The 14,658-nt window shown below is 42.7% G+C and carries 17 protein-coding genes; 2 read left to right on the forward strand and 15 right to left on the reverse strand.

Features of this window, described 5'->3' with window-relative positions:
* Positions 1-48: 48 nt before the first annotated feature.
* From FS608_RS19820 to FS608_RS19890, 15 genes are all read right to left on the reverse strand, one after another.
* Positions 49-504, reverse strand: coding sequence for an SRPBCC family protein (locus tag FS608_RS19820; protein ID WP_144554248.1), 456 nt, complete (start codon positions 502-504; stop codon positions 49-51).
* Positions 505-628: 124 nt separating this feature from the next.
* Positions 629-1,447, reverse strand: a complete 819-nt coding sequence (locus FS608_RS19825; protein ID WP_144554249.1) for an urease accessory protein UreD — start codon at positions 1,445-1,447, stop codon at positions 629-631.
* Complete coding sequence (gene ureG / locus FS608_RS19830) at positions 1,448-2,059, reverse strand: urease accessory protein UreG (RefSeq protein ID WP_144554251.1); 612 nt, start codon at positions 2,057-2,059, stop codon at positions 1,448-1,450.
* A 24-nt stretch (positions 2,060-2,083) separates the two neighbouring features.
* Positions 2,084-2,770, reverse strand: a complete 687-nt coding sequence (locus FS608_RS19835) for an urease accessory protein UreF (RefSeq protein WP_144554253.1) — start codon at positions 2,768-2,770, stop codon at positions 2,084-2,086.
* Complete coding sequence (gene ureE / locus FS608_RS19840) at positions 2,763-3,209, reverse strand: urease accessory protein UreE (RefSeq protein WP_144554256.1); 447 nt, start codon at positions 3,207-3,209, stop codon at positions 2,763-2,765. Before ureE ends, FS608_RS19835 begins: the two co-directional genes overlap by 8 nt.
* Positions 3,210-3,219: 10 nt before the next feature.
* The gene (gene ureC / locus FS608_RS19845; protein WP_144554258.1) at positions 3,220-4,932 is read right to left on the reverse strand and encodes an urease subunit alpha; all 1,713 of its coding nucleotides are present in this window, start codon (positions 4,930-4,932) and stop codon (positions 3,220-3,222) included.
* Positions 4,929-5,258, reverse strand: a complete 330-nt coding sequence (locus tag FS608_RS19850; protein WP_144554260.1) for an urease subunit beta — start codon at positions 5,256-5,258, stop codon at positions 4,929-4,931. Before FS608_RS19850 ends, ureC begins: the two co-directional genes overlap by 4 nt.
* Positions 5,259-5,468: 210 nt before the next feature.
* On the reverse strand, positions 5,469-5,771 hold the full coding sequence (locus tag FS608_RS19855) for an urease subunit gamma (protein WP_026564564.1): 303 nt from the start codon (positions 5,769-5,771) through the stop codon (positions 5,469-5,471).
* The gene (locus tag FS608_RS19860; protein WP_144554263.1) at positions 5,768-7,027 is read right to left on the reverse strand and encodes an ArgE/DapE family deacylase; all 1,260 of its coding nucleotides are present in this window, start codon (positions 7,025-7,027) and stop codon (positions 5,768-5,770) included. The genes FS608_RS19855 and FS608_RS19860 overlap by 4 nt, the downstream gene beginning before the upstream one ends.
* Positions 7,028-7,044: 17 nt before the next feature.
* The gene (gene allB / locus FS608_RS19865) at positions 7,045-8,403 is read right to left on the reverse strand and encodes an allantoinase AllB (protein WP_144554265.1); all 1,359 of its coding nucleotides are present in this window, start codon (positions 8,401-8,403) and stop codon (positions 7,045-7,047) included.
* A gap of 13 nt (positions 8,404-8,416) precedes the next feature.
* Entirely contained in the window at positions 8,417-8,776 is a 360-nt protein-coding gene (gene uraH, locus FS608_RS19870) for a hydroxyisourate hydrolase (RefSeq protein ID WP_144554267.1), read from the reverse strand.
* Positions 8,773-9,726: a factor-independent urate hydroxylase gene (gene pucL / locus FS608_RS19875; protein ID WP_144554270.1), complete on the reverse strand. Its 954-nt coding sequence runs from the start codon at positions 9,724-9,726 to the stop codon at positions 8,773-8,775. The genes uraH and pucL overlap by 4 nt, the downstream gene beginning before the upstream one ends.
* A gap of 13 nt (positions 9,727-9,739) precedes the next feature.
* Positions 9,740-10,249: a 2-oxo-4-hydroxy-4-carboxy-5-ureidoimidazoline decarboxylase gene (uraD, locus tag FS608_RS19880; protein WP_144554435.1), complete on the reverse strand. Its 510-nt coding sequence runs from the start codon at positions 10,247-10,249 to the stop codon at positions 9,740-9,742.
* Positions 10,242-10,889 (reverse strand): NTP transferase domain-containing protein, encoded by a 648-nt coding sequence (locus tag FS608_RS19885; protein WP_144554272.1) that lies wholly within the window; start codon positions 10,887-10,889, stop codon positions 10,242-10,244. The genes uraD and FS608_RS19885 overlap by 8 nt, the downstream gene beginning before the upstream one ends.
* Positions 10,879-11,937, reverse strand: a complete 1,059-nt coding sequence (locus tag FS608_RS19890; RefSeq protein WP_144554274.1) for an XdhC family protein — start codon at positions 11,935-11,937, stop codon at positions 10,879-10,881. The genes FS608_RS19885 and FS608_RS19890 overlap by 11 nt, the downstream gene beginning before the upstream one ends.
* A gap of 435 nt (positions 11,938-12,372) precedes the next feature.
* Between FS608_RS19890 and FS608_RS19895 the strand changes: the two genes are divergently transcribed.
* Positions 12,373-12,843 carry a nucleoside deaminase gene (locus FS608_RS19895; RefSeq protein WP_144554276.1) on the forward strand — a complete coding sequence of 157 codons (471 nt, stop codon included), beginning with the start codon at positions 12,373-12,375 and terminating at the stop codon, positions 12,841-12,843.
* A 23-nt stretch (positions 12,844-12,866) separates the two neighbouring features.
* A complete protein-coding gene (gene ade / locus FS608_RS19900) occupies positions 12,867-14,612 on the forward strand; it encodes an adenine deaminase (RefSeq protein ID WP_144554278.1) in 1,746 nt (581 codons plus the stop codon).
* The last annotated feature ends 46 nt before the right edge of the window (positions 14,613-14,658 follow it).

Raw genomic sequence — 14,658 nt, forward strand, 5'->3', positions numbered from 1 at the left:
GGAGCTAGGTTGGTAAATACCTAGCCCGAAAAAAATTTAATTTAGTAGTTAGTTTGATTCCGCCATCTTTTTAATACTTGGCAGCACTTTGTCCCATATATTCGCACTTAAATCACGGTATTTTTTTCCTTCCGGCATCACTGAAAAATCTCCTTGCAAGATATGTAAATTGGTCTTTCCATTTTCCTCAGTCAGTTGAAAGGTGATCCCGTCCTCTTCGGTAACAAGTGCCTTTTCCTCACTGCGGACATCAAATACGGTAAAGCGGAGGAGTTTATTTTCCTTAAGAGCCGTCACATTTCCTTCGACGATAACGGTCCCATCTTCCCCTTTCCAAAGGACAGGACTGCCTAATTCCCATGTAGAGTCAAGATGAAACTGTGGTCCGCCGCTTGAGAATTCCGTTGCCCAATGCTTATTGTACTCCTCAACCGTAATCACATCCCAGACCTTTGACGCTGGAGCATTGATTTCAATCGTTTTATCGACAAAAAGTTTTTCCATATGTACCTCCTCCAAAGAGCTTAATATTAAAGATATATCTAGTATAATTCATGTTAACATCCACTAACAATTATTGACCATAATGATAAAAAAAACTCACCAACTGGCGAGCCCGAAACAAATTTTAATATTTTCTTAGAAACACGGCCTCCTTTTCCATCAATTTATTACGAATGCATTCATGACAAAAAGAGAGGATTTTTTCTAACTCCTGCGTTGTATTTGCAAGAACCCTGAGGGCAAACCCTGGTACTGCGATCATCGTGAGACCAATTCGTGCTTCAGAAACCGATTCGAAATAGTTATGGAGTTCTTCTAATAAAAGCTGGTTTACCCGATCATCAATAACAATCATCGTCCCAAAATGGGTAAACCCCTCCATAAAACCAATCCCCTTGATATCCCCATCTGGTTGAAGTTTTACATGATCAAATAATATTAATCTCTCATCTCGGTATACTTCCATTTTGGATTGTAATAAGCCATATTGAAATAATGTGCCATCAGGCGCCCAGCCTGGAGTAAATATTTCTGAACAAATAAGGGAGGACCCACTCTCCATTCGAACTACAGTACGTTGTTTATAGCAACTATACTGGTAAGCGATAATTGGGTCAGGCAGATATTCTAAAACACTGCCGCTTTTTAAATAGATTGTCTGCTCTTGAATGGCAGGCTTGATTGTCGTCTTATATATTTTAGTAGATGATTGCGTCGTGATAATCGCATGGGCGTCTTCTTCCAAACAAATATCAATTTTATATGAATCCCCATCCACATAACCGCCGCCAGGATTCATTATATAAAAACAGGCCTCACCACTTGTTGTCAGATAAACTGGTCTAGTGATTTTAAACGCACCCTCAGAATAGGAATCTTTTAAAATTGTTTTCTTCCCTTTCCTGGAACCTGTTAGTCTCAAGTATCCTGTCCAGTTTACCACCTACTCTAACCCAACCAGCAGTGCATTTGACTTAAGCCAATCAATAACTTCGTTTACACCGACATCCTCTTTTAAGTTCGTAAAAATATAAGGCTTCTTGCCTCGAGCTGCCTGTGTATCTGCCTCCATGACCTCTAGACTTGCGCCAACATACGGTGCTAAATCAATCTTATTGATGATAAATAGATCAGATTTAATCATTCCTTGCCCGCCTTTACGGGGAATTTTTTCCCCTTGGGCCACATCAATAATATAAATGGAAAAGTCAACAAGTTCAGGACTAAATGTGGCAGCTAGGTTATCACCGCCGCTTTCAACAAAAATAAGCGCGAGGTCCGGATGTTTCTCCTTTAGCTCATCAATTGCAGCAAAATTCATCGACGCATCTTCCCGAATTGCTGTATGCGGGCAACCACCGGTCTCTACACCAATAATCCGATCCCCCGGGAGCACACTGTTTTTTATTAAAAACTGTGCATCTTCCTTTGTGTAGATGTCATTGGTTACAACCGCCATTTTATATTCCTCATGGAGGTACCTGGTTAATCGTTCAACAAGCAGAGTCTTCCCTGCTCCAACTGGTCCTCCAACTCCTATACGTACTGGTTCCATTGTTTCCCCTTCTTTCATGGTTATTTAGGACATAAATAATCGGGTATGTAGTCTTTCGTGGCGCATTTGTGCAATTTCAAGGCCAGGAGCGACAACTCCAAAATCATCCACATCCATAAGTTCAATTTCTTCTGTTATCTTCAGTAAAAAAGGGTGCAGTTCTAATAGGATACGCTGACCGGCCGTCTGCCCAAGTGGTATTCCGCGCACACCATTCTGAATAAGAGTCACCATACTTGAATAAAGGAAAGTCAAGATCCCCTGTCTTTTCTCAATACCTAAGTAGTGACAGATGATTGAAAAAGCAATTCCAGGGTGGCCAAACGCCTCCTTGGCACGAATTTTACTAAGATACACTTCTAATAATGGAATAGAATATATATCAATTCCCATTCGAATCAATCGTTCCCCAATCCGTCGGTTTGCTTCCCGTGTTTCTTTGGGGATATTTTGTATGAACAGTTTTCGATCGAGTACCCAGAGCTCTTCCGTATCATTATTAAGTAAGGTTTCATAGGCTATGCGGCAGGCAAGTCCATCCGTATAGGCCAATTGTTTTTCCAAGTAAATGCGAAGCCATTCAAAAAAGGATCCCTTACTATAGACGGTTTCTTCCTGAATGTAAGTTTCCAATCCAAATGAATGGGAAAAAGCACCTGAAGGAAAATTCGAATCGCCAATTTGCAGTAAAGCCAAAAGTTGATTATCCATGCGAGTGTCCGATATGGCGGAAAGCCCTTTTTACCTTTCTCTCTTCTCTTGAGTATGGAACACCCAATTGGTCGAGCAGTTCCTGAACAAGATAATCATATTGGACGAGCATAACCTCACCTTCAAATTGCGCTGGTAAGTGGCGGTTGCCCAATTGATGAGCAATTTCCCCCATTTGCTTTAAACTTGTCGGCTGAATCACGATCAAGTCGTCACTGGTGACACTGATGACAATCATATTTCTGTCATCCATGAATAATATATCGCCATCAATTAAGTCTTTTGGTTCCTTTAAGCGGATCCCAACCTCGTTTCCGTGGTCCGTTGTCACCCGTTGGATTCGCTTCACTAAGTCATCACTAGCTAGATACACTCTTTCTATGTGACGTCCAGTAGTTGAGATTTCTTCCACATTGCCAATGACTTTTTCAATAATCATTCTCTCACTCCTAAAATAAGAAATAGCGCTGTGCCATTGGTAATACCTCTGCTGGTTCACAGGTCATTAGTTCGCCATCCACGATAACCTCGTAGGTTTGTGGATCAACTTCAATGGATGGCATCTCAGCATTGAGCTTCATATCCTTTTTTGATAGCTGGCGGATTCCCTGTACAGGTTTGATTTGTTTTTTTAGTCCCAGCTTTTCGGGAACCCCAAGTTCAATCGCTGCTTTTGACATGAAAGTAACCGATGTGGTGTACTTGGCTTTACCGAAGGAAGCAAACATGGGCCGATACAGAACAGGCTGCGGAGTGGGAATTGAGGCATTTGGATCTCCCATCAAACTATGTGCAATCATTCCACCTTTGATGACGATCTCTGGTTTAACGCCAAAAAATGCCGGATCCCAAATGACGAGATCTGCCAATTTCCCCACCTCCACCGACCCAACCTCCTCCGCAATCCCATGCGTTATCGCTGGATTAATTGTATATTTGGCAATGTATCGCTTAGCACGGAAGTTGTCGCAAGTCCCCTGGTCTTCCGGCAGCTTGCCGCGCTGTTTCCGCATTTTATCAGCTGTTTGCCAGGTACGAGTGATCACTTCGCCTACTCGGCCCATCGCCTGCGAATCGGAACTAATCATACTGAATACGCCCAAATCGTGGAGAATGTCTTCCGCTGCAATTGTTTCTTTTCTGATGCGCGAATCAGCAAAGGCAATATCCTCAGGCACGTCGGGGTCCAAGTGATGACAAACCATCAGCATATCTAAATGCTCATCTAAGGTATTTTTGGTGTAGGGTCGTGTTGGATTGGTGGATGACGGGAGGATATACGGGAAACTTGCGACCTTAATAATATCAGGAGCATGACCTCCGCCTGCCCCTTCCGTATGGTACGTATGGATGATCCGGCCATTAATCGCTGCCAAAGTATCCTCGACAAACCCGCCTTCATTTAAGGTATCAGTATGAATGGCAACTTGGATATCATACTTGTCCGCAACCTTGAGGCAGTGGTCAATGGCAGAGGCAGTCGTCCCCCAATCTTCATGCAATTTAAGACCAATCACACCGGCATTGATCTGTTCAATTAACGGTTCCTCAGCAGACGAATTACCCTTTCCTAAGAATCCTAGATTCATAGGGAATTCTTCAGCCGCTTCCAACATGCGGTGAATATTCCATTCCCCCGGCGTACAAGTGGTTGCATTTGTTCCCGTTGCCGGACCGGTGCCGCCGCCAATCATGGTGGTAATCCCTGATGACAGGGCTGTTTCGATTTGCTGTGGACTAATAAAATGGATATGGGCATCAATCCCGCCAGCGGTTACAATCATTCCTTCACCGGCAATGACTTCAGTCGAAGCCCCGATAATGAGATCTACGCCTTCCATTAAGAGAGGGTTGCCACTTTTTCCAATTCCAGTGATTCTGCCTTCACGAATCCCAATATCAGCCTTATAGATCCCGCTATAATCCAAAATAATGGCGTTGGTAATGACGGTATCCAGTGCTCCCTGTGCTCGTGTCACAAGCGGATGCTGCCCCATCCCGTCACGGATTACCTTTCCACCTCCAAATTTCACTTCATCCCCATAAACAGTAAAATCCTTTTCTATTTCGATAAATAAATCGGTGTCCGCAAGCCGAATGGCATCGCCTGTTGTAGGACCAAACATGTCTGCATATTGTTTTCTCGACATTCGAAAGCTCATAATGGGTTCTTTCCTCCTTGGTCCAATGGGCCATCCGTTTTATTATTTAGTCCATAGACTTCACGCTGACCGGCGAAGGGAACGAGATCTATTTCTTTCGCATCGCCAGGTTCAAAGCGGACGGCCGTTCCAGCAGGGATATTTAGATGCTTTCCAAAAGCTTGGTCCCGGTCAAATTTTAGCGCGCTATTTACTTCATAAAAATGAAAATGGGAGCCGACTTGAATCGGCCTGTCGCCTTGATTGAGCACCATGACCCTAACAGCCGTTCTCCCCTCGTTACAGATAATCGGCTCTAGTTTTAATCGATATTCTCCTGGTATCAATTCTCTTTCTCTCCCTCCCTAATTGGAAGTTATTTTACATTCACTGTGAAATTAACTCTCTATTTCGTAAAATAACTTCATTTTTTGTAAAATCGAACTTCTCATTCGTTAAATAAATTTGTTTTTTGTAAAATTAACTTTCTATTTTGTAAAATCCCCCTATTTTTCTTCTAAAATTAGCTTAAAGCCCCCAACCAAACCGCTCTAAATCTATCGAATCGGTTCATGTACAGTGACAAGCTTCGTTCCATCTGGAAAGGTTGCCTCTACCTGAATATCGTGAATCATCTCCGCGATCCCTTCCATCACATCCTCACTTGATAATATTTTGGCCCCTTCACTCATCAGTTCTGCCACCGATTTTCCATCTCTTGCACCTTCGATAATTTCGTAGGTGATCAAGGCAATCGCCTCAGGATAGTTTAATTTTAAGCCTCGGTCTTTGCGGCGCCTGGCCAAATCTGCCGCAACGACAATCATTAATTTTTCCTGTTCCCGCTGAGTTAATTTCATCCCTTACCTTCCCCCAGTAAATCATAAAGTGTACAGGCAATAATCTTAGTGGCATCAATCAAATCTTCGATGCGGATATGTTCATCGGCCCGGTGCCCGTTGGCCTCTTCTAGCAATTTAGGTCCAACACCAAACATGATCGTTGGGATCCCTTTTTCATAGAAATGACGGGCATCTGCATAAATGGGTACGCCGTTAATAGCTAATTCACCCTTGCCCTTCATAATAGACTGCCAATTCGAAGACAGAGCTGAAATCAATGGGGAATCTTCCGGAACAGGTCCGAAACTTTCCGCATGGAGAATTTTGCGAATCTCTATTTTTATTCCCGCGATCGTCTTAACGGCTTCTTCCACTACACTTCTAAATTCCTCCTCCGCTTGTGCCCCATCTTCACCAGGAATTAATCTCCGATCCACTCTGATCGTGCATTCATCAGGCACAACATTGGTGTTAATTCCTCCCGAAATGAGACCGACAACTAAGGTTGGATGATCAATTCCAGGCACAGTAGATTTTTTCGCAGCGAGAGTCTTTCTGTATTCATATAACCGATTCAGAATCTCAGTCGTCGCCTCTAGCGCATCAATTCCTGTATGAGGCAAAGCCGCATGGGCAGACTTTCCCACGATTTTCACTTCAAAATGTAAACATCCATTATGGGCATTAACCGCTGAATAGGTAAAGCCAGCAGCAATCGCCTGATCAGGTTTAATCTCACCTTGATCCAGCAGCCTTTTCGGTCCTAATTCTCCGCCTGTCTCTTCATCAAAAGTAAAGGCCAGGTCGACTTCCCCTTGCAACTGCTGACTGATTTTTGCCTGTTTCAAAGCTAAAACTGCGTATGAGTAGGCAGCAATATCTGATTTGGAGACAGCCACGCCACGTCCATACATCCTACCGTTAATGATTTCCCCTCCATATGGGTCAACACTCCAGCCTAACCCTGGCGGCACGACATCACCATGTGCATTTAGGGCTATATTTGTTCCCACTCCATTTCCAAACTTAGTGCGGCTTAGGACATTGGCCAGACTGATCATTCCAGCCGCCTTCACTGCCTCTTCCTCCACATCTAAAAGGGAAACATCCTCAAATCCAAGTTCTTGAAGCTGATGATATAAGAAGGCCGCAATTGGATAACAGTCGCCTGCAGGATTATCCGAAGGAACTTGCACGATCTTTTTTAATAAATCGATCATTTCTACTTGGTGTTCCTCAACCCATTGGATTAACCGTTCCTTATCCTGATTCATCAAATTCCTCCTTTTTACTAAAGACAAACACCAAACTTCCCTTTTTCCACCCCTAATTGGTCATCATAAATGACTTTCCCTCGTAAAATTGTTTTCTTCACTTTGAGTAAAAACTCCTTATCCTCATAGGGTGAATAAGCATTTCTAAAGGCCAAGGACTGTTTATCAACAATCGTTGATTCATCTAGACGAATCAACACTAAGTCCGCATCGAGACCAGGCCGAATCCTTCCTTTTCGTTCAGCGATTCCAAACCTCTCTGCCACATTTGATGTCCCTAATGGTAAAATTTGTTTAAGGCTGATTCTCCGTTTAAGGGCTTCATCAAGCAGTGAGAGCCATGTAAATTGAACCCCTTGAATTCCTCCCCATGCTTCCCAGATTGAATCCGTTGCTTTCATCGAATATAGGCATGGAGAATGATCAGACCCAATGGTGTCAATCCACCCTCTCAGAAGGCATTCCCAAAGCCCCTCTACTTCTTCACGCGGTCTTATTGGCGGTGCACATTTGAGGATGGCACCACTTTTCAGAAAATCCTCTTCATCAAAAATTAAATAATGCGGGCAGGTTTCAACGGTGACGTCTACTCCGCTTTTTTTGGCTTGCTCGATCAAACCGATTACTTTCGCTGAACTAATATGCACAAAATGAAGAGCTGTTCCATATTTTGCAGCAAGTTCTAGCGCATAATTAACAGCTTTCTCTTCTGCTGATACAGGTCTGCTCGCCAGAAAGGCCCTTCGTCCATTCATTCCAACCTTTTGTTTATAAAAAGCTGTCAACTTATGAATCTCCTCATTCCACTCTGCATGAAGGGCAAGGATCTTGTTATGTTCCTTTGCTGCTTGCATGGCCTGTTTCAATCCATCCGGAGATACGAATGGGAAATCTTCAATCCCACTCTCACTCATAAACGCCTTCCAAGCAATAATCCCCGCACTCATTTGAGAGAGCTCTTTCCGGTCAATGATGTTCGTTTCTGTTATTCCCCCCCACAGAGCATAATCAACATATGACCTAGTCGTTAAGTAGTCCTTTTTATCTAGTAAATTCTTAAAATTAGTGATGGAGGGGGCACAATTCAACGGCATATCAAAAATCGTCGTGGTGCCGCCGACTGCTGCAGCACGGCTTCCTGTCTCGATACCTTCCCAATCCGTTCTTCCCGGGTCATTGAAATGGACATGGGCGTCAATAAAGCCAGGAACAACCAGGCAGCCGCTTGCATCGATCACTGTATCTGTTTCCTCTTTCAATGGTTCTGCTTCACTTTTTACAAAGGAGTCAATGTGCTCATCAACCACTCGAATGTTTACCTCTCGAAAGCCTTCCTCTGTAAAAACAAGCCCATTCTTCACCCACAGTTCTTTCATGTTAGGATCCTCCTTAACTCCCGCGATACGTACTGTAGCCACCAGGTGAAATCAGCAATGGAACGTGATAGTGGGATTCGGTTTCCGAAATGCCAAAGCGAATAGGAACGCAATCTAGGAATGAAGGGTCTCCGAGTAAGGTGCCGCGCTTCCGATAATAATCGCCGATATGAAAACGAAGTTCATAGATTCCTTTTTTCATATTTTCCCCTTCGAGGAGAGGTTGATTTACTCGCCCATCCTCATTTGTCCGGCATGTCAAAATGAATTGAAACCTGTTTTCTGAATCAACTTGCCATAACTCCACTACCACTCCACTTGCTGGCTTACCAATACTTAAATCTAGAACGTGAGTAGTTAACTTTCCTGTCATTTCGGTAATTCCCCTGGATTTTCTAAATCATCACGTGTCATTGAGAAACATTGAAACCCGTATGGAGGACGCGGTTCGGTAAATACCTTTCCATCTTGTGAGGCTGGAATTTCGTCTAAAATGGTTTCCCACGTCCGGTTATTGGATTCAAAGCGAACCTCAACTAACTGTGGAAAACGCTCTAATACGCGAAGGCCAATGCGGTAGATTAGATTTTGGATGGAGGGAGAATTTTCTTCATGAAAAACCGTATAAGCAATATCCCTTACTTGCTCAGCTGCGACATACCCATTTGCTGAACTGCCCTTCGCATCCTCAAAATCGTTATAGCGCCATCCAATATTCAAGAAGATAAACAGCGGTCGATCAAAAGATTCCGGAAGTGTTGTATATTCGTCTTTCACAAACCCATAAAAGGAACTGCCTCGCACCTTTAAAAGCTTTAGTCCCTTTAAGCTGCAGAGATGATCAGTTGTGATAATGTCTTCTCCAGAGCGCTTCACTTCCACTTGAGCCAAAGACTGCTCATTTAATGAATAGCGAAATACTAATGGACTCGCTTCAAAACCATCCTTCGTCGGTACTTGAAGTTCATCAAATGGGATTTGTTCACTTGTAATATCGACTGCACTCATATGTGAATACGTTTCAAGGAAACGACGGGCGACAAATTCTAGGAACCCTTCTTGGGTGGAACCTTTATAATCGCCAGCATGTTTTAGAATAAAATTTTTCATCGAATCAGTTGCGACAACTAATGAATTATCGCCATCTTTAAAAGACGATAAGAAAGCATCACCCTCTACTGCCACCTTCACGTTCATTCCAAACAGAATATTGCTACGGCCCGTAAAAGCTGATTCAGGAATCGGACGGACTGCTGTGAGCGGGGCTGCGTAAGTACGATAAACCCAAACATCTGCTTTTCCATAACGCATCGTTCTTTGCATAGCATCATCCCCTTTATTCAATAAGATCGGTTAAGCGGAACCCAACAATTTTATAGACCTCGTTTAAGGCTGTCATGAATTCTTGTTCATAGGCATTAGCAACACGCACTTTCATTGCTGCAAGGATGGTATCCTTATTTTGACCCTTCACCGCCATGATAAAAGGAAAGCCAAATTGTTCAACATACCTTTGATTTAGTGACATAAACTCCTTATATTCATCCTTAGTTAACCGATCAAGCCCCACACCTGCTTGCTCTTTTTGTGAAACCTCTGAAATGATCAATCTAGTCCCGAGATCCGGATGGGCCCGAAGCAGTGCCAATTGCAATGCTTCCTCTGCATTTTTTACAACCGTCACCATTGTTTGTAAGAGCTCCTTACGGGAATGGACGGGAAGACTTTCCCATGCTGCCCTTGCCACCCATGGAGAGTGCTCAAACACCCATCCTACTGCACTCACAAACTCTTCTTTGTTCAATTGATTTACAGTGGCGATCGAAAGTCGCGGCTGGTTATTCACCACTCATGCCCACACCCTTCAGAATTTCATACTCCTCTTTTGTATCCACATCAAAAAAGTCCCACCCATTTTCATAGTCCACAAATCTTCCAGTTAATTGAGCCTTTTTAAAAAGCTGCCTAGCCCCTTCATCCCCTTCAAGTTTCAGTAAATCAGGAACTACTTTAGGTGAAAAAATAATTGGCGGTCTCGGAATGCCCTGAAAACTTGCTGCCCAAAACGAGATATCGATATTTTGGCGGAGACCCTCCGTGTAACGAGAAACCAAGTCATTGATAATTTGTATTGGCAGGAGAGGTTGATCAGCAAGAAGGATCATGATTCCTTTTGGCTCCATTTTCATCGCTTCTCGTAATCCTCTGTGCAAGGAATGGGCCTGCCCAAGGTCAGCGTCTTGACATACAACAGCTTTCCACTTTTCTCGGAGAAGAGTTTGAAAAAGCGGACGATCAATCCAGTGGAGATGATCCGCTTCCCTTGTCACCACAATGGTATAACGTAAATTAGATTTTACTGCTTTTTCTATGATTGAATGACCAATCGATTTTTTCCCCCATGGGAGTGCCAGCTTGTTACTTCCCATCCGCTGACTCTTACCCGCGGCAAGAATGACTGCGATGACTCCAGCTTTATCCTTCAAGGGTAATCACCTTTTGCTTCCTTTTACTCCGCTGCTGTTGTATTAGTTCTGCAACAATACTGATGGCAATCTCCTCAGGCCCCTCTGCTCCTATCGATAGACCTGCAGGACTGCTAATTTCCTGAGGGATCGCCAGTCCCTCGAGCAGACGTTGTGTCCTTTTTCTTGGACCAAGAACGCCTAAATACATTAAGTCCTTCCCTTTTAAATGATTCAATATCTCCTGATCCTTTTGAAATTGGTGCGTAAGGATCAGGACTGAATCAGAACGAGTCAAATGAAGCAGTGGTATCGTCTCGAGAGGAACTCCAACTAGCCATCCGTCAGCATCTGGAAAGTGGTCTACATTGCACAAGGCAGAACGCCAATCTGAAACAGTCACTGAAAATCCAGCCTGCGAGGCGATTTTCACCAATGGCACGGCATCAGCTCCAGCACCAAAAACAACTAATCGAGGTTTGGGTTCAAATGAATGAATATAAGCATTTGATGATAGTTCCGCAAAATATTTGATCCCGCTTTTCGGAAAGTTTTGATGAATTTCGTTTATTAGACTCTTAACCTCATTTACTCTCCTTCCATGCCATTTACCAAAATAATGTTGATCATCCGACAAAAATAAATAGTCAGAAACCGAATAATCCTCGGTCATTTTTTTCATCATCGTGACTCGATGGCCATTGTCCAAATGGAACTTTAGCTTTTGAAGGTGGTCACGTAGAAAGGCATCGACAGGTTCAAGAAGCACACGGATGACTCCGTTACAGCCTGCACCCTGTCCCCACGATAAATCGTCCTCCTCCCGCATATCATAAATTACAGTTTTTACTTTCCCTTCATCCCTTGCTTCTTGAGCTTGATAGGATAAGTCTGTTTCTAAGCAGCCTGCACTTAACATACCAACCTTTGTCCCGTCACTTCGTAACAACATGGATGTACCTTCCTTACGATAGGCGGATCCTTCTACATGAATGATGGTAGCTAAACAATCGTCTTCATGATAAGAATCAGAAAATAAGGCGTTTAAGATTTCATGAATCTCTTCCATCTTGGCCCCCTATTCTTTCCTAGTTTCTAACACTATATATATTGATAGACCTCCCAAAATACACCCATGTTCTTTTTCAATTTTCTACTGACCAGGTAGTTTTATGTAGATAGACGAACATACTGAACAAAGTCCATGTCATCTTTTTTCACCATACTATCCAAAAGAGGAATTAGCATCTACATTAATGTCATAAAATCTTACATAGAAATTTGGCGGATTGATTGTTTTCTCCTTGCACAATTTTATTTGAAAATCATGTCAGAAATCCTTTCAACAATAGAGCATTTGTGAGCATCTTACTGAATAATGTATGGTAAGTTCATTCACTGTCCTCAACTCCTGGCAACAAGGCTTACTCCTAACCTGCCAGTTAATCAACACAGATAGAATCGATCTAAATAGACCAATTGAAAATTAGAATGGAGTGCTGGTATGACGGATACTCTCTTTATGAAAAAGGCGATTGAGCTAGCATTAAATAATGTATTGACGAAACAAGGGGGACCGTTCGGGGCGGTCGTCGTCAAGGATGGAAAAATTGTGGGTGTAGGTCGAAATCAAGTGACAGCAACAAACGACCCTACTGCCCATGCAGAAGTACAAGCGATTCGAGATGCCTGCCGGAATTTAAACGACTTTCAGTTGAACGATTGTGAGATTTATACCAGCTGTGAGCCTTGTCCGATGTGTATCGGCGCCATTTACTGGGCTCGCCCTAAGGCTGTTTATTATGCCTGCACCAAACAAGAGGCAGCAAAGATTGGCTTTGATGATCAATTTATTTATGAACAGCTATCGCTTCCCATCGAAAGTCGAAAAATACCGATGAAAAAAATCTTTCCAACAGATGGAGACTTACCTTTTAGAACATGGGAGAATGCACAAGATAAAGTGGAATATTAATTTGACAAAAAGGATGTTGTCCTATGGAGAGAAAACAAATAATTAAACGAATCTCTGTATCCTCCAATAGAGAGCCGGCTGATACAGTCATTAAAAATGGCAAAATGATTGATGTCTTTACAGGTGAATTGTTGGAAGGTGACATCGCAATTGTTGATGGATACTTTGCAGGGATAGGTGAATATGAGGGGAAAAATGTCATCGATGCGAAGGGGCTATATATTTCCCCTGCTTTTATCGATGGTCATGTACACATTGAATCCTCGATGGTCACACCAAAGGAGTTTGCGAAGGTTCTTCTGCCGCACGGGGTGACCACGGTTATTGCCGACCCTCATGAAATTGCCAACGTATTAGGAACAGATGGAATACAATACATGCTTGATTCCTCGGAACATCTACCGTTTGACTTTTTCTTTATGCTTCCATCTTGTGTTCCAGCGACTGAATTTGAAAATTCCGGTGCTACTCTAAATGCCGATGACCTCAAACCGTTTTATCTCGAGCCACGTGTACTAGGACTAGCTGAAGTCATGAATTTCCCGGCAGTCTTCCACGCTGAACAGGACATGATTGAAAAGATTTTAACAGCTAAACAATCTGGTAAAAAAATTGATGGCCATGCCGCAGGCTTATCAGCTAATGATATTAATGTTTATATGTCAGCGGGGATTCGAACTGATCATGAAAGCACAACAGCCAGGGAAGCAAAAGAACGTCTCCAAAGAGGAATGTATTTAATGATTCGTGAAGGGACAGTGGCAAAGGACTTGCAACAATTGATTCCGATCGTCAATGAACGCAATGCCAGGAGATGCTTATTTGTCACCGATGATAAACATTTAGACGATCTTGTTCATGATGGAAGCATCGATCACAACGTGAGACTTGCTATCGCCTCAGGCCTTTCAACGATTACCGCCATTCAAATGGCAACCATCAATGCAGCCGAATGCTTTGGGCTCGAAAATAAGGGAGCAATTGCCCCCGGATACAAGGCCGATTTCTTCCTGTTTGATGACATGAATAAAATTAATATTAGAACCGTTTTTAAAGATGGGATTCCTGTTGTCGAGAATGGTCAGCTTACTATGGATTTAAACAACCAAACATTCGTTGAAACAGAACGATTGAGAAATTCAGTTCGTTACCATAAGCTAACAGAAGGACATTTCCATATTTCCCTAAAAACAAACAAAGCAAATATCATTGAAATTATTCCCAATAGCCTGGTAACCCGCCATCTGATTGAAAAGGTTGAAAAGAATGATGACGGGTTCTTTCAAACTTCTATAACCAATGACCAATTAAAGCTGGCCGTAATTGAACGCCATCACTTAAAAAATCAAATTGGTTTAGGAATTGTCAAAGGTTTGGGACTAAAATCAGGGGCCATCGCCACAACTATTGCCCATGATTCTCATAATCTAATTATTGCTGGAACAACAGATGAAGATATGGTAATTGCCGCAAAAGCAATCAAAGAGATACAAGGCGGGCTGGTCGTTGTTAACCACGGAGAAATCATTGCTTCATTGGAATTGTCCATTGCAGGATTAATGTCCGATCGTCCATATCAAGAGGTGTATTCTGGTCTTAAAGAAATCAATCTTGCACTTCAAAAACTAGGAGCAAATCATCACTTTAACCCGTTTCTAACCTTATCTTTTTTAGCACTTCCGGTCATACCAGAATTAAAACTTACAGATAAGGGGTTATTCAAGGTTAGTAACTTTAAACATATCGGTCTTGATACAAAAGAAGAGTAAAAAAAACATCCTCCTGCCATTTCGGTCGTGAGGATGTTTTCGTATA

The organism is Bacillus sp. X1(2014) (genome assembly GCF_007678255.1).